This is a genomic window from Shewanella sp. DW31, from assembly GCF_015767295.1.
Lineage (GTDB): Bacteria > Pseudomonadota > Gammaproteobacteria > Enterobacterales > Shewanellaceae > Shewanella > Shewanella oncorhynchi.
This window is the reverse complement of record NZ_JADWMP020000017.1, coordinates 1-20,926: the sequence shown is the minus strand read 5'-3', so window position 1 is coordinate 20,926 and position 20,926 is coordinate 1. Positions and strand designations below refer to the sequence as shown.

At 43.9% G+C, this 20,926-nt stretch carries 15 protein-coding genes; 8 read left to right on the top strand and 7 right to left on the bottom strand.

Annotated features, from left to right (window positions below):
- Positions 1 to 44 precede the first annotated feature (44 nt).
- A complete protein-coding gene (locus GWI56_RS14475) occupies positions 45 to 824 on the top strand; it encodes a class II glutamine amidotransferase (RefSeq protein ID WP_113939616.1) in 780 nt (259 codons plus the stop codon).
- A 308-nt stretch (positions 825 to 1,132) separates the two neighbouring features.
- On the opposite strand, the gene GWI56_RS14470 is transcribed toward GWI56_RS14475, so the two are convergent.
- Both GWI56_RS14470 and GWI56_RS14465 read right to left on the bottom strand, forming a co-directional pair.
- A complete protein-coding gene (locus GWI56_RS14470; RefSeq protein WP_198573280.1) occupies positions 1,133 to 1,924 on the bottom strand; it encodes a DUF3108 domain-containing protein in 792 nt (263 codons plus the stop codon).
- Between the two features lie 216 nt (positions 1,925 to 2,140).
- The gene (locus GWI56_RS14465) at positions 2,141 to 2,569 is read right to left on the bottom strand and encodes an MGMT family protein (RefSeq protein WP_198573279.1); all 429 of its coding nucleotides are present in this window, start codon (positions 2,567 to 2,569) and stop codon (positions 2,141 to 2,143) included.
- Between the two features lie 279 nt (positions 2,570 to 2,848).
- On the opposite strand from GWI56_RS14465, the gene def reads away from it, so the two are divergent.
- The 3 genes from def (at position 2,849) to GWI56_RS21735 (ending at position 4,999) form a co-directional block, all read left to right on the top strand.
- On the top strand, positions 2,849 to 3,340 hold the full coding sequence (gene def, locus GWI56_RS14460) for a peptide deformylase (RefSeq protein WP_011789520.1): 492 nt from the start codon (positions 2,849 to 2,851) through the stop codon (positions 3,338 to 3,340).
- Positions 3,341 to 3,570: 230 nt separating this feature from the next.
- Positions 3,571 to 4,416 carry a rhombotarget lipoprotein gene (gene rhlP / locus GWI56_RS14455; protein ID WP_198573278.1) on the top strand — a complete coding sequence of 282 codons (846 nt, stop codon included), beginning with the start codon at positions 3,571 to 3,573 and terminating at the stop codon, positions 4,414 to 4,416.
- Between the two features lie 283 nt (positions 4,417 to 4,699).
- Positions 4,700 to 4,999 (top strand): hypothetical protein, encoded by a 300-nt coding sequence (locus tag GWI56_RS21735; RefSeq protein ID WP_347339140.1) that lies wholly within the window; start codon positions 4,700 to 4,702, stop codon positions 4,997 to 4,999.
- Positions 5,000 to 5,080: 81 nt separating this feature from the next.
- Here GWI56_RS21735 and GWI56_RS14445 read toward each other — a convergent pair whose 3' ends face one another.
- The 5 genes from GWI56_RS14445 to GWI56_RS14425 all read right to left on the bottom strand — a co-directional run bounded on the left by GWI56_RS14445 (position 5,081) and on the right by GWI56_RS14425 (position 13,407).
- Positions 5,081 to 5,290, bottom strand: coding sequence for a hypothetical protein (locus tag GWI56_RS14445; protein WP_168825107.1), 210 nt, complete (start codon positions 5,288 to 5,290; stop codon positions 5,081 to 5,083).
- A gap of 185 nt (positions 5,291 to 5,475) precedes the next feature.
- Entirely contained in the window at positions 5,476 to 5,859 is a 384-nt protein-coding gene (locus tag GWI56_RS14440; RefSeq protein WP_198573277.1) for a VOC family protein, read from the bottom strand.
- 142 nt (positions 5,860 to 6,001) lie between these two features.
- Positions 6,002 to 8,218 (bottom strand): alpha-amylase family protein, encoded by a 2,217-nt coding sequence (locus GWI56_RS14435; RefSeq protein WP_198573276.1) that lies wholly within the window; start codon positions 8,216 to 8,218, stop codon positions 6,002 to 6,004.
- On the bottom strand, positions 8,215 to 10,464 hold the full coding sequence (locus GWI56_RS14430; RefSeq protein WP_242068411.1) for a glycoside hydrolase family 13 protein: 2,250 nt from the start codon (positions 10,462 to 10,464) through the stop codon (positions 8,215 to 8,217). The genes GWI56_RS14435 and GWI56_RS14430 overlap by 4 nt, the downstream gene beginning before the upstream one ends.
- A gap of 120 nt (positions 10,465 to 10,584) precedes the next feature.
- Positions 10,585 to 13,407 carry a TonB-dependent receptor gene (locus tag GWI56_RS14425; RefSeq protein WP_198573275.1) on the bottom strand — a complete coding sequence of 941 codons (2,823 nt, stop codon included), beginning with the start codon at positions 13,405 to 13,407 and terminating at the stop codon, positions 10,585 to 10,587.
- Between the two features lie 494 nt (positions 13,408 to 13,901).
- Between GWI56_RS14425 and GWI56_RS14420 the strand changes: the two genes are divergently transcribed.
- From GWI56_RS14420 to GWI56_RS14405, 4 genes are all read left to right on the top strand, one after another.
- Positions 13,902 to 15,524 carry an alpha-glucosidase gene (locus GWI56_RS14420; RefSeq protein ID WP_198573274.1) on the top strand — a complete coding sequence of 541 codons (1,623 nt, stop codon included), beginning with the start codon at positions 13,902 to 13,904 and terminating at the stop codon, positions 15,522 to 15,524.
- Between the two features lie 141 nt (positions 15,525 to 15,665).
- Complete coding sequence (locus tag GWI56_RS14415; RefSeq protein ID WP_173496672.1) at positions 15,666 to 16,937, top strand: sugar MFS transporter; 1,272 nt, start codon at positions 15,666 to 15,668, stop codon at positions 16,935 to 16,937.
- Positions 16,938 to 17,080: 143 nt separating this feature from the next.
- Positions 17,081 to 18,295 carry an RsmB/NOP family class I SAM-dependent RNA methyltransferase gene (locus tag GWI56_RS14410; RefSeq protein ID WP_198573273.1) on the top strand — a complete coding sequence of 405 codons (1,215 nt, stop codon included), beginning with the start codon at positions 17,081 to 17,083 and terminating at the stop codon, positions 18,293 to 18,295.
- 148 nt (positions 18,296 to 18,443) lie between these two features.
- Positions 18,444 to 20,708 carry an EAL domain-containing protein gene (locus GWI56_RS14405; protein ID WP_198573272.1) on the top strand — a complete coding sequence of 755 codons (2,265 nt, stop codon included), beginning with the start codon at positions 18,444 to 18,446 and terminating at the stop codon, positions 20,706 to 20,708.
- The last annotated feature ends 218 nt before the right edge of the window (positions 20,709 to 20,926 follow it).

The following is a 20,926-nucleotide window of genomic DNA, read 5'->3' as shown; positions in this document are numbered from 1 at the left end:
CAATGCCAATAAGTAGTTTTTTTGATTGATGATAGGCGAGAAATATGTGCGAGTTACTGGCGATGAGCGCCAATGTGCCGACCGATATTGTGTTTAGTTTTACGGGATTAGCACAACGTGGTGGTGTAACCGGTCCCCACGTGGACGGCTGGGGTATTACTTTTTACGAGGGGAAAGGCAGCCGTACTTTTAAAGATGCTTGCCCGAGTAGCGAATCGCATATTGCAAAATTGATCAAATCCTACCCGATTAAAAGTGAAGTGGTGATAAGCCACATTCGTCAGGCGAATCGCGGTTGTGTGTCTTTAGAGAATACTCATCCTTTTACCCGCGAATTATGGGGACGTTATTGGACCTATGCCCATAATGGTCAATTGACGGACTATCTGCCCAAGTTTCATGTCTCGCGCTATCAACCCGTAGGCGATACCGATAGCGAACTTGCTTTCTGTTGGATTTTGGAACAAGTCGCCCAGAAGTTTGGCGGTACTAAACCTGAAGATATGTTGGCAGTTTTCCATTACGTCGCAACGTTGGCCGAGCAAATCCGTGCCTTAGGTGTGTTCAACATGATATTGAGCGATGGCGAGCATTTAATGAGCTATTGCAGTAATAACTTATGTTACATCACTCGCCGCGCGCCGTTTGGTAAAGCGAAACTTATCGATACCGATGTGGTGATTGATTTTGATAAGGAAACTACCGCCCATGATGTGGTGACTGTGATTGCGACTCGCCCGTTGACCGAAAATGAACAGTGGCGCGTTATGCAGCCGGGTAACTGGAAGCTGTTTAGATTGGGTGAGCTGTTAATCGATCTCTGATGTTATGCCGTTGAGCTAAATAATGAGGGCGAGCGGATTTACGGTTGATTTTGTTTTGTTCAGGTCACTTTATTAAAAAGTTCGAGTCAGTATCTAACATACCTTCTAGCAATCAGTGATGAACCATTAGCGATGAACATTAACCGAAACCGAACTTAGAGGTAGGCCCTAAGTTCAGTTAGATATAGTTCAGTTAGGTATACGGTTGGGTTTTATTCGATATGAGTTTGGCTTTAGTTCAGTATTGTTAAGCTAAGGCTTTGTATCATTGGGTTAAGTTTATACATCTTAACTCAACGCCTTACCGATTAACCTTCAGTCGTGCCGAGTAGTTTAGGCACTAGCGGTTTCTCTGCAATGTCTGCAGGTATGGTTTCTTGGTTCGGCACTTCATCGAAGTGATATTTAAGTAACTTAATATCGAGTTGCTTACTGCCTTTTTCAAAGTGAGTTAACCTCACGGGCAAATACGCTAAGTCAGGCGCCATCCAGAAGAAGGTTTGACGTTTTTTATTGTCACGCACGACTTCAATTTTGACTGTGTCGTAACTGCCGCTGTCGATGTTCATTCGTTCTTTACCGATCACATGAAACTTGTATTCATCGACTTCGTTGTCCTTGACCATCTTATAGTCGAGCACTTCTTTGCCTGCCATCATATCTAGCCTAAATTGCAACTGCACCATAAGAGGATCAAAGATTTTATCATCATAGGGAAACTTGCCTTTTTCATCTTTGTAACGTGTATGAATAAAGCCTTGAGCTTTGGCGAATGCGGTTTGCTCCGTGTAATTAGGCCCGACACCTTGGCGTTGTTGTAAGTAACGCAAAGGACTGAGCTGCGTATCATTTTGAGTAAATTCACTCAAGATGTGGCGCACATCGGTTAACAATAACAGGCTGAGATCGCTATCAAAACGATACTTAAACACGCCATCTTCGGCATTGGGTAGCGTGTATTTGGCTTTCCCTAATTCAATGTCTCCATAGTTGACTTGGTATTCGGCCGTCTGCGGTGTTAGCGGCGTTGGCGCTGCCATGGCAAACATACTTTGAGTGAGGACGGTAAAACTCACTAATAATGTGGGAATGGTACGCAAAGAATGCTCCTTGGGTCGCAGGTTTTCACCTTGTATCACTACAGAATGGTCGGTAGTGGTTGATAAAAAAGTGTCGAGTAGCATGCTTACTTACACAGTTTCTGGGTCAATCAGTTGAGCATAAATCAATTATCGGATCGACTGTAAGCAGGTTATAGCCGAGGACGACGTTTCTGTAAATAGAGATGTAAATAGTTTATAGATCAATATATTAAACTAAAATGGCATTGCCATGACTAAAGTCACCAGATCCGGGCGCCACTCGTATTCAGACAAACTAATTTTGCCGCAGTTCACTGTTATCCCTTCAATTCTTAATAATTCCATCTGTTCTTGAAAGAAGGTTGAATTTTTCTCGAAGGATATTTTGCCTTGACTATTGAGTACCCTATGCCAAGGGAGTGACAAATGTTCGGGAGCTGCTTTCAGCGCTTTTGACACATAACGCGCTCGTCCCGGTAATCCTGCATAATCGGCAATTTTGCCATAGCTGCTGATTTTACCCTGCGGGATCATGGCGACGATATGCCAGATTTTCGCCATAGGAGACAAGTCCACTGCTTGGGGCTGTTTTCTCGCTACACTCTGTTTATCTTGTTCAAGATATTGATACAGTGGTGATTTTTCTTTAGGAAACGATGCCATTGAATTGTTAACCCTCAGCTTAATGGTATTCACTCACAAAGAATCACGCTCAAAAACTTTTGCTTGATGAGTTCACGCTAGTGTAACGGTAAAGCATGGCTTAGCGGAAGATGAGAGGGTATTTGACGTTTAAAGGATTAAGCACTTCTCGATATTTTTATCGGCTAGCTCGATTACTAACAAAATATTTAAACTGTTTTTAGCTTAAATATTGTGTAAATGGTCAAATAGTCCATAATAGCGCCAATTTTTTTGACTCGATGAGAGAAGATAACTGGCATGGCTGTACTCGATATTCTAACTATTCCCGATGAGCGCCTTAAACGTAAAGCGCAACCTGTAAAAGATATTGAAGCTGTTCAGGGATTTATCGATGATTTAATCGAAACCATGTATCACACGGACGATGGTATAGGTTTAGCGGCAACTCAAGTCGGCAGTACAGATGCCATTATCGTGATCGATTTATCTGACGGTCGCGACCAGCCTTTAGTGCTGATTAACCCTGAGATTGTTGAAAAGTCAGGTGAATTCGTCGGTGAAGAAGGTTGTCTGTCTATCCCAGGTTATCGCGCTAAAGTGTCACGTTTTGAAAAGGTTAAAGTGACAGCCTTAGACAGAACTGGCAAGGCTATCGAAATCGAGACCGATGAGTTTTTAGCCATAGTGTTGCAGCACGAAATCGACCATTTGCATGGCAAAGTATTTATCGAACATTTATCCATGCTAAAACAACAAATCGCCCTTAAAAAAGTGCGTAAATACGCTTAACTTTTGACTTAAGTTGTATTTTAGAGAGTGGTTGTACCTATTGACTAGCCGCATTTATAGTGCGGCTTTTTTGTATTTAAAATCTAATCAAGGAAGATTAATGCTGTGATATGTGAACATAACAGCTTGTTTTTACTCTGATGAATGGATAAGGTAACCCAAAATCTACATTAGTTGTAGGTTCAGTTTTCATCATTAACAGTAAGTGTATGGATACGGTAGGGAAACAAATGAAACTTAAGGTAATAGCCTGTGGTATAGCCTCATTCGCCATGCTTTCACTGAGCGGTTGTAGTGCATTTTTTAACGGTAATACTACTGAGAAAAATGCGGTATCAAGTAGCTTAGTTGAATATTTATACCCTGATGAGAAGAGTCGCCAAGCCCAGCAGCCATCCTTACCTGTGCTGCGTTTACCTATTACCGTCGGCATCGCTTTCTTGCCTTCGTCCCATTGGCAAGCCGATGCAATTGATAGCCGAACTCAGATGGCATTACTTGATAAGGTGAAAAAATCCTTTGTTAAATATGACTATATCGATCGTATCGAAGTGATCCCAAGTACCTATCTTAAAAATGGTAAAGGTTTTGAAACCTTGCAGCAGGTTGCTCGCCTGCATGATGTTGATGTGATGGCATTGGTTTCTTACGATCAATTGATGCAAAGCCACGAGAACAAATCCGCCATTCTTTATTGGACTATCGTGGGCATGTATTTAATCCCCGGCAATGAAAATGCGATTCAAACCTTTGTTGATACAGCCGTTTTCGATATGCGTAGCCAGAAGATGTTATTTAGGGCGCCAGGCATTAATCAGTTAACTGAAAGTTCAACCGCTGTTGGTGTGACGACAACCCTAAGAGAGAAATCCTACGAGGGCTTTGATCTCGCGGTGAACGATATGATAGTCAATTTAGATGACGAGCTTGCCCGTTTTAAAACTCGGGTTAAGGAAGAGCACGTTGCCACCATTGAACATAAACAAGGTTACAGCGGCGGTGGCAGTTTATCTTTATTAATACTTTCACTATTGGGGATTTTTGCGGTGCGCCGTTTAACCATCTGCCGAGAATAGTTGAACCCATTTATCAGGGGTGAGGTGAATGAAAAGGAGTTTCAATGTTTTGGCCATTTCTATTTCGGACTTTGTATTAAGTTCTTATCACTCCTTTACCCTATGTTAAATGGGCTGATTGAAACATTAAGGACTTAAATATAATGACAGAAATTATTGATAGAATTGTTTATGAAATCGAGGATGTTGAAGAGGCGGTAAACCTTGTAAAAACTATCTCGTCAGCACATGAATTGTATGCCTTATTGGACCATTATAATTGAGATGATGGTAATGAGTTCCTATTGCAATTGCGGATCATCCATTATGCGAGTTAGCCATTGCCATAAAGCTATTTTGGCTTGCTGAAGCGATGGATTGGCTAGAAATGAATGAGTTAAATGAATTAATTCCAACAAATGATGTAATAGAACCTTATCAACAGGAACATTATGATTTCGCGGTCATGCTGACTAAGCGAATTTTAAGCGGTTATTATCAGGTAAAAACTGTTTCTCATACTGAAAAAATAACAAAGACGGCGCAATATTTTCTTAAGAAGCGTGGAGTGCCTGAGATTCTGTATCAACCTATTGTGGTATGAGTGTAGAGGTATACGAAGTTGTATTAGCCTCACCATTTATTTTGTAGCTATCTGTTCGTAAACATTTCTATAAACCCCAAATCATATCCTTACAAAATAGGGCAGTGCGATCAGGGCGATGCCGATAGCGATAAGTAACGCGAGATTGGTGACAAAATAGGGATAAATCATCAGGGTGAGGCCAACAACTAAAGGGATGGGGGCCGCTTGGCGTTTGCCATAGGTGAAAAAGCCAAGACCAAAGAGGCTAAAGACTAAACTCCATAGTAATAATGCTGGATTATCAAACATCTTGAGTTCCTAAATGGTTAGCCTAGGTAGGCTTTGACCTTATCACAGCGCCAAATTAGTCAATCGATTACTTAAACTATTGGTTAAACGGCTGCGTCGTTTTATTGAGTCTAATGCTGACTATCCCGTAGCGTAATTAAGCTTTATTCATCTTATTGCTGTGATGTTGCCTTATTTCACTCGTGCTATAGCTCATATAACTCTAAGGGTAAGCCGTCGGGATCGCTAAAGAAGGTGAATTTTCTGCCTGTGTATTCGTCAATGCGGACGGGTTCAACGGTAATGTGATGGCTATGAAGATGTTCGATGGCGGTTTCAATCGATGCTACGCGAAAGGCGAGATGCCTAAGTCCACAGGCTTCGGGATAGCTTGGTCGTTTGGGTGGATTATCGAATGAAAATAACTCAATTTGACTCTTATCGGCCAGTTGCAAATCAAGTTTATAGGAATTACGTGCTTCCCGGAAATGCTCTGCAAGCACGGTAAGGCCAAGAATGGTTACATAAAAGTGTTTGGACTTTTGATAGTCGCTGCAAATAATCGCTGCATGGTGAATGCCGAGTAACATCGCTTTCCTTTGTGATTTTTAATGGTTGATCAAATAAGATAGAAAGGTTTGAGAGTATAACGGTTAGAAAAAGATAGCGTCACAGTTTAGCGTGACGCTATCGGTCGATTTCACTTTTTAGCTCACCTTGGCTTTTGCTCGTTTAATCTTCCAGCTCGAATATGGCCGAAGACAGCGGCACAAGTTGCATCTGAATTTGTCCTTCCCCTTGTTTGACAACCAACTGCGCTTTATTGTCTTCCAGCAAATCCTTAAGTGGATAGGTCCCATCCGTTAACTGCCATTGGTCGATAAGTGGCTTTGGCAGCTTAAGGGATAATGGCTTTGCTTGAGTTTGATTAAAGTTATTCACAATAATCAGTTTTTGGCCCGTTTTATTGGTCGTATTTTCCTCAAAGCGCACAAAGGCAAAAGTGCTGTCATCATAACCCGTTGTATTGCTATGAGTATCCGTTGTATTGCTATGAGTATCCGTTGTATTGCTATGAGTATCCGTTGTGGCGGTTTGTGCACTGCGGTTGCCGGCATCGAGCGAGTAATATTCTCCTAAGAGCGCAGGTACATTTTTACCTGTGCTTAGGTTCAGTAATTTTTGATAATAAGCCCGTAAAGTGACTTCCTTTACGGTTGATTGTCCACCATCAAACTTGCCATTGTTCATCCAGCGCTGATGGGCGGGGACGCCAACATAGTCAAAAATACTGGTGCGTGATGCATGACCAAAACCTGGATTGTCGATGGCAGCTTCTCCCACTTCTTGGCCAAAATACACTAACGTCGGTGAAGTACCTATCGTTGCCGACACCACCATAGCGGGCAGGGCATAGTGTGGATTTACGGCTTGGGTCTCTAGGAAGCTATTCGTTGGTTTATTTGTTTGTAGCGATGCTAAAAATGCCGCATTACCAATACGTTGCTCATCGTGGTTTTCTAAAAAGTGCAGCATGTGTGATTCAATATCCTGCACTTTTGCCTGATCCACCGCGATATTAGCTGTGCTGGTTTTACTCGCCATTACGGCTTTTAGGGTGTCGTAAACATCGACCTTATCGTACAGATAATCCATTTTGCCAAGCTGGATATAATCTCGGTACAACTTAGGGTTATAGACCTCGGCCAAGATAAAGGCATCGGGATTAGTGTGTTTTATCTGGCTGTTGAGGTAACTCCAAAACTCCACTGGCACCATTTCGGCCATATCATATCGAAACCCATCGACTCCTTTTGCAAGCCAATATTGGGCAATCTGATTGAATTTAATCCAAGAGCTTGGGATCTCGGCTAAATGTTGTTGCCAGAAAGCGTAATGCTGCGCTTCAGTAAAAGTGGCGAATTTGGCTGGCAGGCGAGGGAAGTCATAGGTGCCATCGGGGCGCACGCCGTAATTAATCTTAACTGTCTCGTACCAATCATTAGCATCGGGCTTGGCTAATCGTGAGCCATTGCCGGTCCACTTTGCGGGAAATTCGTCGAATTTACCGTCACTTAAGGGATGAGTTTCTCCGCCCAGCGGTTTAAGCTCTGCGGGTAAGCTTGGCACCTCAAACGCATGCGCTTGTCCTTTCGTTCCCTTCACACTGTTATCAACGACGTAATAGAAGTTGTTGTTTTTGCTGTACTCCAGACTGGTATCATCATCTTCGCCAAAATCGTGCACGCCTTGGGGTTTACTGACGGATTGATAATGGCGCGCCACATGGTTTGGCACAATATCGATAATCACTTTTAAGCCGTGCTGATGGGTACGGGCAATGAGCGCCTCGAACTCGGCTAAACGGTTGGCAGGATTGACCGCCAGATCTGGGTTGACGTTGTAGTAATCTTTGACTGCGTAGGGTGATCCTGCGCGGCCTTTTACCACATCGGGATCATCCGCGCTTACGCCAATCTCACTGTAATCACCAATCAAGGCATGGTGCGGAACGCCCGTGTACCACACATGGGTGACGCCTAGGTCCTTGATGCTATTGAGTGCAACATCGTCGATATCATTAAATTTGCCGACACCGTTGTCGGCAATCGTGCCCCAAGGTTTGTTGGTTGGATTTTTATTGCCATAAAGGCGAGTAAAGATTTGATACACCACAGGTTTAAGCGTCATAACCTCACTCTCAGACTTTGGCAGTAACTCATTATCAAGATCAAGCGCCTGCGCCGATGTATTTGCATTGGTCGAGACGCTAAAAAGCGAGGCAGTTAATAAAGAGGCGCTGAAAAGAGCGTTTAAACATAAGCTGAGTGATGACTGTCGGCGCTGCTGGGCTTTCGCTGCTTTGGTTATAAGTAAAGCCACTATGGGAAATTTAGCCGCTTGTTGGCTCTGAGTCACTCGGGAATAGATAGGCGATAAAAAGCTCAAGACTGAATTCCTTTTAGGGTTGAGTTTTTGATTGGGTGAGTTGTTTGAGCCTGAGTTAAATCGCTAGCTGAGTAACTCATATGATTAGAGGTTTGACGGCTAGGTAAGCCAGTATTTAGCTGCGGTCTGGCTTTAAGCTCAAGGATAGTGACACCTGCATGGGGCAATGTTATCGCTTGATTGAGTGAAACGGTTTTGCCACTGATGATGTCAGTAGCGTCGCCGCTATCGCCAAGTACACTGGCAAAGCGGTTTACATCTAGCGTGACTGCTTTGTCATTTTTATTGTAAATCACCATGACTTTATCGGCTAAGGGCTGAGTGCAGGCATTGTGTTGGGTTTGAGAATTGTGTTGAGTTAGTGACTTAAGTGCTTCGGCTTTCTGTTCAGCTGATAATGGGTCATTCAATAAGCAACGAAATTGCACATAGATGCCATCCTGCGGCACAAAGTGCAGTAAATCACCTGATTGCAGCGCAGGGGATTGTTTACGGTAATTCAGTAGGGTACGGATAAATTGCTGTGCTTGTCGCTGGGGTTCACTCAGCCCTTGGCTGGTAAAGGCATTCGTGGCACTGTTGGCAAAACCACCGGGAAAATCACTGCGCACAACGCCATCGTGACGGCCTTCTGTCGGGCTGGTCATTAACACTTCTGTACCGTAGAACAGTTGCGGAATGCGTTTGGCGGTCAGCACATAGGTGAGGGCCATCTTGTATAAGTCTATATTTTCTTTCACTAAACTGAAGATACGATTGGTGTCGTGATTGCCTTCAAATAGCACTAGCTTACTAGGTTCTGCATACACAACATCGTTGGCTAACATCTCGTAAAGCTTGATAAAACCCGTATCCCAGCTTTCTGGCTCATTAAGGCTGGCAATCAATTTTTCATATAGCGGGAAGTCCATCAAACTGGGTAAATCTGAGGTATAGCCATCGGCATTGATTTTGCCCTTTTGCCAATAGGACACTGTGATGGGGTTTGCGGTCCATTCTTCGCCAACAATATTAAAATTTGGGTACTCAGCCATTACGGCCTTAGACCATTTAGCGAGAAACCCTTTGTCGGCGTAGGAGTAAGTATCTTCACGTATCCCCGAAAGTCCGGCGTACTCGACCCACCAAATACTGTTTTGGATAAGATAGGTTGCCAGTTTTGGATTGCTTTGATTTAGATCTGGCATAGTGTCGGTAAACCAGCCGTCGACAAAATCAATATGATCTTGCGCTGCCGCGTAGGGATCTTGCACTGTCGTGCGCCTATGGCTGGTGAAACCGGGGCTGGTAACGCTGGATTTAATAGCACTGGATTTAGTATCGGCAGACTGCATCAAGTCAGGCTTGGATTTGCGATTATGTAGCTGCGTTTTTGTGGCATCGTTCAGCCAGTCTTGGCTAGGTAAATCGTTGAGCCACCAATGGTTAGAGCCGATATGATTCACCACAACATCTTTAATCACCCCTAGGCCAAGCTTGTTAGCCTTAGCGACTAAGGCTTTATAATCTTCGTTGCTGCCAAAGCGGGGATCGACGCGGTATAAATTGGTAATTGAGTAACCGTGGTATGAATACTGGGCTTGATTATTCTCAAGCAGCGGATTGATCCATAACTGAGTCACGCCAAGTTTTGCCAGATATGCTAAGTGCTGGCTGATCCCTGCTATATCGCCGCCATGGCGAGCATCGTGATAATAGGGGGTGCTGGGATTGCTAGGAGAGTTAGCCGCGACAGGCTCTAGCATATCGGCCTGATTGTCATTACTGGTGTCGCCATTGGCGAATCGGTCCGGCGTGATAAGGTAAATCACATCCTTATTGCTAAACCCTTGGCGCTCACGACTGCCCTTAACACGCGCTTGCAACGTATAGGGCAGGCGATAAAGAGGCGTGTTGGTTTGTGAAGCCGAGTCCGTGTTGGAAATTACCAGCTCAAAGGTTTGCGGCACTGCTTGACTCAGATCTAAATTGATAAACAAATAGTGAGGGTTATCAGTGTGCTCAAGGCTTTTAAGTGTGATGCCTTTTCCTTGTATATCAACCTTAATCTGCTGCGGTAAGCTTGGAAGTTCGCGGCTATACAGCATCAGCTGTAACTCAGGATTTTGCATCTCTGCCCACCAAAACTCAGGTTCAAGCTTAACGTCCGTCGATATATCTGGCTCAAAGGTATTTGCATAGGCCGTATTAAATGAAGAGCAAACCAAACATAAATAAAGCGCTATCATTAGGTTTTGACGGATCATAATGTAAGCCTTTTAAAGAGAAATAAGTAAAATGCGCTGGCATGATGAAGTTTAACATTGCTGAAATCTATATAAGCAAAAGCCTGCTTCTTAATTGAAGCAGGCTTTATTTGGGGTAGTTTATAAAGAGTAACTTAACCCTAGGAAGTACTGTCTACCGAAGTATTGGATTGTTCCTGTCTGATGTTCTTCACCAAAATAGGTTTTGTTCGGTTCATCAGTTAAGTTATTAATTTGGAATAAGAACTTAAGTCCATTTTCCAGAGCGTATGAAGCTTGATAATCCACAATCGTTTCGGCATCGAAGAAAGCAAGTTGTGATTCAACTGCCACTTGTTCTGAAACATAGCTGCTACGATATCTCATGCTGACGCGAGTATCGAAACCGTCCAGAGTATAGAACAAGGTGGTGTTGAGTACGCTTTCTGATAAACCTGGTAATGGAATGGTTAAGTTTGAACCACTTAAATCTGTGGTAAACTCCACTTCACTGTCTGAATACGAGTAGCTGCCAGTGAAGCCAAGACCGCTGAGTGGCGAGGGTAGGAAATCAAAGACTTGGGTATAACCTAACTCAACACCACGAATGTAGCCGCCATTGTCGTTGTTGATTGCAGTTTGATATTGACCTTCATCTTTCACTACTGGGAATTCAACACCATTATCGATAATAGTATCTGGGACGATAAATCCATTACCTTCAAAATCAAATGGTTGGATTGTAAAGTTGTTGATAAAGGATTTAATATCTTTGTAGAACAAGGCTACGACAACCGCACCTTCAGAATCTTCAAAATAGTGCTCGTAAGATAAGTCGTATTGATCGGCATAAAACGGATCGAGTAGAGGACTGGTGTTACCCCAAGCATTATACTTTTTGTATCCCGGTGTAGCAGAATCGTCATACCAAGATCCCATGCCTGACTTTAGCTTGTCGATTGGAGGACGTGACATCACAGAAGCTGCAGCAAAGCGCAGTTGATCATTTTCAGTGAGGTGGAAAGTTAAGTTGAGTGACGGTAAATAATCGGTATAGGTTTTACCTATCTCGTTACGGATATAATCGGTACTGACCACGCCAAGTTCATCAGTAATCGCTTCACCTAGACCATAGCCAACTTGTTGTAGACCTTTACTGCTTTGATCTGTTTGAACAACACGCACGCCCACGTTACCCGTGACTTTCATATCGCCTAAGTCAAACTCGAGATTACCTTGGACATAGCCAGCTAATACATCTTCATTGACCGAACCGCTTTGGATCATGGTCCAGTTATTAGACCAATTTGCTGTCGGGGTGAAAGGGGATTGTCCTGTTGCCGCTAACTGCGCGTTAACCAGCTCAATGGCTTTGTTGAAATCAACGGAAAGGAAGTTAGGGTAACCAGATAATTCACCGCCAAAGTTGACGACATTTGTCATGTCAGTGTTCATTTGAAGCACCGGCTGGTTAGTTGGGTTTTTACCAAATTCAAAACCATAACCGGCTTGTGAACGTTGCGCATTAAACTCACGTTCTGAGTAGCGCAGACCAAAATCAACTGAAGTTAAGAAACCAGAATCTAATGCATAGTTAAAGTCTAACTTGTAGGCGACAAGATCATTTTGTTGATCGTATGGCCACATACCCACTTCTTTTAAACCCAAGGTCGCGGTATTGGTATAGTCGTTTGAAAAACTGACATCGGCCGGGCTTAAACCATGTAGTTGATAATTAATTGATTCGGCTGAGCGTACTTCATTACCTATATCATCATATAAAACGGCACGAGTGCCGCCGTTGACGAACTCACCATCGGCTTTTGAATAGCTCACATCACCTGCGACAGTTAATGCGCCGCCATTGTTCCACTCAATATTGACTGAGCCTGATGTCAGTTCTGAATATTTTGAGTCGTTATCATTGATAACAAAAACGGCAAAGTTATCAGTACCATCAGTTGATACCGTTCCGCCTGTCATAGAACCATTTTCGACAACCGCATCACTAATAGTACCGTTTTTTAATGACTTAACGCGAAAGCCTCGGGCAAAGTTTTCGGAAGTGAATTTTGAATGGAATAAATCACTTTTTACACTGAGATTGTCTGTTGGTTGCCAATGGATAGCCGCCATATAACCATCACGTGTATCATCACCGCCTTTTTGCTGTAACTCAAAACCTTCACTGATTGATTCGGCAGCACCGTCGCCATTGACATCTTTTTTATCGTCGTTGAAACGTAAACCAATGAATTGACTGGCAACATAAGGTTGGTACAAATGGGCATAGCCTAGCGCCACACCGAGTGTATCTTCAAGGAATTTGCCTTGATAGGCAAAGCTAAGACGGTTGCCATATTGATCGGCATCGGAAATCTCATCCGCTCTGTCATTAAAACTGCCGCGAGCATTGATATTAAATGATTGGTCTTTGTCGCTTTTTAAGGGATCTGCGGTTTTTAATTCTACCGTACCGGCGACGCCACCTTCAATCAGCGAGGCTTTTGGTGTTTTATAGACGGCGGCTTGACTAATTAATTCGGATGGATATTGGTCAAACTCAATCGCGCGTTTACCGCCCGTTGTCACTTGTTCGTGTCCATTAAGCGTTGCAAAGACGAAATCACCATCAAGACCTCGAATATTGAGGCCGCTTGCTTGTCCACCAGTGCGCACTGCGGTCACGCCTGGTAAGCGAGTCAGTGCATCAGCGATTGACTGATCGGGAAGGGCGCCAAGATCATCTGCTGAAATCGATTCAGAGACGGTATCTCCAAAGCGTTTATCATTTAGTGATTTGATGACACTGGTTCTAAAGCCTTTAACTTCAATAACCTCAATAGCAGCTTCTTTTGCTTTTGCTTCCTTATCTGTGGTCACTTCATCTGCCGCATAGGAGTGCATACTGGCACCTGCGGCGATGAGCGCTAAGGTTAGCAAACTGGGTTTAAATCGCATCATATCTCTCTTCCCCTTGGAGTCGCTTTATCGCTTTGTAGAGCGTTTATCGTTATCACCGCGTTATTTTTGCGGCCTTTTTTTGGTATATGGGCGCTTAATTGACTGCATAAGTGCTGCGTTTATGACCAAATTGTTATGCAACGGTGAAGATACTACTCCCGAGTTTCTTAGCTGAACAACAGAGTGCATACGTATTCAATACCTAGCAGAGTTAAGAATAGACTGTGATAGAGGGTGAACTCAGGGAATAAAATGATTTTATTTTGTAATCAAGTGACTGTTAATAAAAAGTAAATTTCATTGTGATGCCATGTGACTATTGGCTGCATTTTCTGCATACGTATGCAGGTGTATTGAACCTTATTTCCCTCTTCACGTATGCTCGGTAACACAAAAGAAGCCGCGATGACTTTACTCTGCAGTAACAAAACGATAACTGTTTGCTTGAGTGTGTTAGGGAAAGTTCGCTGTAGAATAATGATAAAGGGGCAACAATGAGTGAGTTAACGTGGTGGCGTGGTGCAGTGATTTACCAAATTTATCCGCGTAGCCTTTTAGATACTAATGGTGACGGCGTCGGGGATTTACGCGGCATTATCATAAAGCTGGATTACATTGCGAGTCTCAATGTCGATGCCATCTGGATTTCACCTTTCTTTAAATCTCCTATGGCAGATTTTGGCTACGACATCAGTGATTACCGCGAAGTTGACCCTCTTTTTGGCACTATGCATGATTTCGATGAATTGATTGAAAAAGCCCACGGTTTAGGTATTAAGGTCATTATTGATCAAGTATTAAGTCATACCTCGGACCAACATGCGTGGTTTATCGAGAGCCGTGAAAACCGTACGAATCCCAAGGCGGATTGGTATGTGTGGGCCGATCCTAAGGAAGACGGTACAGCGCCTAACAACTGGCTCGCGATTTTTGGCGGTTGTGCTTGGGAGTGGGAACCGCGCAGACAGCAATACTATTTACATAACTTCCTGCGTAGTCAGCCCGATATTAATTTCCATCATCCCGAAGTGCGCCAAGCTGTGCTGGATAACGTTGAATTTTGGCTTAAAAAGGGGGTAGATGGCTTCCGCTTAGATGCCATTACCTTCTGTTATCACGATGAACTGCTCAGGGATAATCCGGCAAAGCCTAAGGATAAACGTCAGGGCCGTGGTTTCAGTGAAGATAACCCTTACGCATATCAATACCATTACTACAATAATGACCGTCCGCAAACCATCGCTTTTATTGAAGATTTACGAAAGCTTATCAATCGCTATCCAGGAGCGGTTACCTTAGGCGAAGTCTCGGCCGAAGACTCCTTGGCTGTAATGGCTGCCTACACTAAGGGCGAAGATCGCCTGCATATGGCCTACAGTTTTGAGCTGCTGACTGATGATTACAGCGCAAGTTATATTCGCCAAACCGTAGAGGCTTTGGAAGCGAGCATAGGTGATGGCTGGCCATGTTGGGCTATCGGCAATCATGATGTGCAGCGCGTAGCGAGTCGTTGGGGGCAAGGTAAGCAGAATTCAGACATGGTCAAAATGCTCAATGCCATGCTAAGTTCGCTGCGCGGCAGTATATGTAGTTATCAAGGTGAAGAACTCGGTCTAACCGAGGCGCCAATTGAATACCATGAGCTGCAAGATCCCTTTGGCAAAACATTTTGGCCTATGTTTAAGGGGCGTGATGGTTGCCGTACGCCAATGCCGTGGCAGCAAGGCGCTGACTTTAGTGGTTTTAGTGATGTTTCTCCTTGGCTGCCAATTGCACCTGCGCACCAAGCGTTAGCTGTGGATGTACAAGAATCTGATGCTGATTCCATGCTCAACGGTTATCGACGTTTTCTGGCTTGGCGTAAGTTACACCCAGTGTTAGTTGAAGGTGATATTAAATTTGTTGATACAAAGGAGCCCATTTTGGCCTTTGTTCGCACCTTAGGCGATATAAAAGTGTTCGTGGGATTCAATTTAGGTGATACCGAGGTCGAGTTTGATTTCTCTGCATTTGAAATCAGTGAGTCGCTGACGGGACATGGCCTTAAAACCGCACAAATAGAACACAATCAGCTGAAGTTTTCGGCATTTACCAGCTTTTATGCAATGTTAAAGTGAAAATGATTCATTTTTATTCGGTTGAAGTGTTATAGATACGGGATCCCAAGCCCACAGTTCGATATAAACCCGCCCACGGGCACCATGGGGAATGTAACCTTAATTAGTTCCTGATAATAAAAACATACAGAGAGAATAACTATGGCGTCATCAATTAATACCGGTAGCTACACGAGCAGCACTGGCGAAAATGGGTCGGGCAGTTATCGTTTTGCCTTGATCTCATTGACTTCACTGTTTTTTATGTGGGGTTTTATCACCTGCTTGAACGATATTCTGATCCCGCATCTTAAAGCGGTGTTTTCACTGAATTATACTCAAGCCATGTTGATCCAGTTTTGTTTCTTCGGTGCTTATTTTCTAGTCTCAATCCCTGCGGGTAACTTAGTGAAAAAGCTGGGTTATCAAAAGGGAATTGTTACTGGTCTCGTGATTGCAAGTATTGGTTGTGCGCTGTTTTATCCCGCGGCGGCCCTCGCTACTTACAACTTGTTCCTCGGTGCATTATTTGTTTTGGCATCAGGCATCACAATCCTGCAAGTGGCAGCCAATCCTTATGTCAATGCCTTAGGCAGTCGCGAAACTGCGTCGAGTCGTTTGAACTTAACGCAAGCGTTTAACGCCTTAGGCACAACGGTTGCACCGTTTTTTGGTGCTATGTTAATTCTTTCTGTTGCCAGTTCAGTATCAGGCGATTTAGCCCAAGCGAGCGCTGAAGCAGAAGTGGTTAAACTGCCATACCTGTTACTTTCTGGCGCCTTGGCAATTTTAGCGCTGATTTTTGCGAAGTTAGATTTACCTGTGATCCGTGAGCATGATGAAAGTGTTCAAGGTGAAGTTCAGACCCATCTAGGTAAAACCAGTGCCTTACAAAGCAAGCACTTAGTGCTCGGTGCTGTGGGTATTTTCGTGTATGTCGGCGCAGAAGTGTCTATCGGTAGCTTTTTAGTTAGCTTCTTAGGCGAAAGCCATATAGCGGGTATGCCAGAAGCTGAAGCCGCCCATTACATCGCCTATTATTGGGGCGGCGCTATGGTGGGACGTTTCATTGGCTCTGTGGTGATGCAAAAAGTACCAGCGGGCTCAGTGCTTGCATTTAATGCTTTTATGGCGGCACTACTTGTGGTTGCAGCGATGACAACTAGTGGTAGCATTGCCATGTGGGCAATCCTTGGGGTGGGGTTATTTAACTCGATTATGTTCCCAACGATCTTCAGCTTAGCACTTCGTGATTTAGGTCCACACACTTCACAGGGCAGTGGCATTCTGTGTTTGGCGATTGTGGGCGGCGCGATTTTGCCTTTATTCCAAGGCATGTTAGCGGATAATCTTGGCGTTCAGCTCGCCTTTATTCTACCCGTGATTTGTTATGGTTTTATCCTGTTCTACGGGGCTAAAGGCTCAAAAATGTAATGGGTTAAACTGACTGTGGCAAAAAAGCGATCTTAGGATCGCTTTTTTTATGGCTTTAACCTTAACTCGGCGCCAGCGCGCTTGCGTATTAGGGCCTGACCTCCTATGATCCTCCGGTTTTATCATTCATGGTGACCTTTTAAATGTTGAATTCTCCGCTTTCTGCCAGCTCGAACGAATTAGTGATCAGTATCTTAACTATGGTGCTGAGCCAAGGAAAACCCTTAGATCGGGCCTATTCTCAGCATTTTTCTGGGTTGCAATTAGTACCCGCCGAGCAGGCGCGTATCGCATTAACGACGGGTGATATCCTACGTCGTTTAAATTTATATTGTTATCTGGCGGAAATTAGTCCAGATGAGATGGAGCGTTTTGGCTCTAAATTGCTTAATGCCTGGCATTTATTCCACGGGCTTGAACTGCCTAAAATGCAATATTCGCTGCAAGTTGATGAGGTGCGTTTAGCTGAGCGTATCGAGCAAGCGAAAACTAAGCCTGTGTTGTGGGACGGTTGCCCTGAGTGGCTCGATGTTATGGGCCGTGAGCAACTAGGTGAGTCTTGGGAAAAAGAGCGCGCCGCGTTAAGTACTGCGCCGAAACGTTTTTTACGCGCTAACGGCCTTAAGGTGACTCGTGATGAACTGGCCGCTAAGCTTGCCGCTGAGTTTGTGAGCACGCTCTGTGTTGATGGGGTCGATTACGCCCTTGAAGTGACCTCCGATTCAGCCTTGTTCCGTACACAAAGCTTTAAAGATGGCTTATTCGAGCAGCAGGATGCGGGCTCTCAGCGCGTGGCGGCGGCGCTTGATGCTAAACCTGGCATGAAAGTGATCGACGCTTGCGCGGGTGCGGGTGGTAAAACCTTACACATAGCTGCGCAAATGCAGGGTAAAGGACGCTTGTTGGCCATGGATGTGGAGCAATGGAAACTCGACAAACTTAAGGAACGAGCGCGTCGTAATGGGGCACACAATGTCGAAACCCGTGTTATCGCCAGCAGTAAAACCATTAAACGCTTAAAGCTCAGTGCCGATAGAGTATTGCTTGATGTGCCTTGCTCTGGTTTGGGTGTATTAAAGCGTAATCCCGATGCAAAATGGCGTGATACCGTAGAGCGTTTACCCGTGTTAATGGAACTGCAAAAACACATTTTGAGCAGTTACAGCCGCATGGTCAAAGTCGGTGGCATAGTCGTCTATGCGACTTGCTCTATCTTCCCTTGCGAGAACCGCGGTCAAGTGGATGCGTTTTTAGCCGAGAACCCCAACTTTCGCCTGATTGAGGATGAAAGTATCAGCCCAGCCGATAGCGGCTTTGATGGCTTTTACCTTGCCAAACTTGAACGTATTCAAGAATAAAGCATTGCTTTTTAGACTAAAGTAAACCTTTTACCGCGCAGGTAAAGGGTTTACTTAATTAACATTAGTGCCTAGAATTTCTTATAAGTTATAAATATTTAACATTGTTAATCAGTATTTATATTGCAACTTTGCTCTTAAGGAAATTATGGCGTACGGCGTTAACCTTCCAGATCTGCTCGATCATGCAGACGTTAAACTCGCCCACAATGTCAGCATAGCTTGTTATAGCAGTATTCTTTCTATGCTGCTCAATGGCGCACCGCTACATGAAATCTTGCACGCCTTAGTTTTAAAAATCGAAGCTCAAAAAGTAGGAACCAGAGGGTCTGTGTTACTGCTCAGTGTTGACGGTAAACGTTTGTTATTAGGTGCGGCCCCAAATTTACCCGACAGTTACAATCAAGCCATTAATGGTGTCGAAATTGGCCCCAACGTGGGTTCTTGTGGCACGGCAGCCTATTATGCGCAGCGTGTCATCGTTGAAGATATCGCCCAACATCCTTACTGGGTTAATTATAAAGAACTGCCATTACGTGCAGGTCTTAAATCTTGCTGGTCAGAACCTATCAAAGATACTCATGGTAAAGTGCTAGGCACATTTGCCATGTATTATGATACGATAAAGTCCCCAACAGAGCAGGATTTAGAACTCATTTCAGAGGCGGCAAGACTGGCGAGTTTAGCCATTGAACGCAGTCGTGCAATGGAATTTCAGCATTTAGCTGTGAAAATTTTTGACCGGTTACCCCTTGCTCTGGTTATTTCCAATTCTGACGATGCAGTTCTCTATGCTAATCCCGCTTTCAGACATATAGTTATCCCTCAAGATACTGATATTGCTAACTTTCACCCTAAGATTTTTTTAGCATCATCCCAATCTAATGAATTAGTGGGGTTATTTGAGCATTTAGCTCAGGACAGAATGTGGCAGGGTGAGTTGGTGGGGCTTAGGGGAAATGGTGAGGAGTTTTATCTTGACCTTATCGTCACGACCTTCCGAGAGTCCAATGGTCAGCAACCCAGTTTTGCATGGCTATTTTCAGACATTAGTGAACGTAAGAAAGCGGCGCAGCTGATTAAGTATCAGGCCAATAATGACTCTCTTACGGGACTTGCTAACCGCAATGCGTTATTCAAGCAGATCCAAGCGTTAATTACCTCCGATAGTTTGACACCCGGCTTTAGTTTTATGTTGATGGATTTAGATAACTTTAAGCAAGTCAACGACACCCATGGCCATGACAAAGGTGATGCATTGTTAGTGCAAGTGGTTAAACAGATCAGCGAGTGTGTCGATGACACTATGGTGTTTGCACGCTTAGGAGGGGATGAGTTTGCCTTGCTATTACCTGGGGTTGTTAACCAGAAAGAATTGGCACAAATTGCAGATACAATTAACAAAAATGTGGCAAAACATTATGTGCTAGCCGATGGAAAAGGTGTTTATAGCTCGGTAAGTATAGGGATTGCACGTTTTCCTGAAGATGCCCTCGATCTTGAACAGTTGTTAAATTGTGCCGATCAGGCCATGTATATTTCTAAGGCAAATGGTCGCAATCGATATCATTTTTTTACTGAACAAATGCAGCTAAATGCCGAGCGTGTTGCTAGCCTTCATAATCAGCTTAAGCAGGCATTAGATCAACATACCTTCGAGCTTTATTACCAACCCATAGTCAATGCGACCACCGGCTTGATTGTCCGTGCTGAAGTGCTGCTGCGCTGGCAGCATGAGGGAACGTTTATTCCACCCGATGAATTTATTCCCATCGCTGAGAATAGTGGTTTAATCGTTGATATTGGTCGAGATGTTCGCCTTGGTGCTATGCAGACTATTTTAGAAATGCAGGAGCGAAATTGGCCCATTAAGTTATCGGTGAATGTCTCGACTTTTGAGTTTTGGTCCCATGAACTACAAGATGCCTTTGTGGAATCCTTTGCTGCGATTACCGAGCAACTTGAGGTGACTGATTTCCCCTATGATAGATTAACCCTTGAGATCACTGAATCTTTGCTGATGAAGCAACATACGTATCTTATTGATGTGCTTAATGGTTTGCGGGTTAAGGGGATTAAAATTTCCTTAGATGACTTTGGTACTGGCTATTCGTCCTTGTCCTATTTGGCGAATTTCCCTATCGATCAAATTAAAATTGATAAGAGCTTTATCGACAGATTAGATGAAGGCAAACGTCACGAAGCGTTGGTGGAGGCTATAGTGCGTTTAAGCCATGCGTTAGATTTAACTGTGACGGCAGAAGGGGTAGAAACTGAGTCCCAGCTTAAATTTGTAATGGCGAATCATATTCAAGAAATTCAAGGCTATTTATTTTATAAGCCTATGCCCAAAGCTGCATTCTTTGCCCTGTTGGCAAAGCAAGCTGAGTTGCATAAGGGGTTTGACGTTTGACCTTGATGTTTGACCTAGATGTGAGGGCGGCTTAATCAGTGGCAGTCTGATTTTAATATTGGGTTTAGATGTAAGGTAATAATTCAAGTTTTAGATATAAAACATTGAAACATAATAAATAAAAAGAGCGCCGAGGCGCTCTTTTTATTGTCATCCCAAAACCACCGCCTCTGGCGGTGGTGATTGTTCCTTGAGGCTATAGCCTGAATTACGCCCAT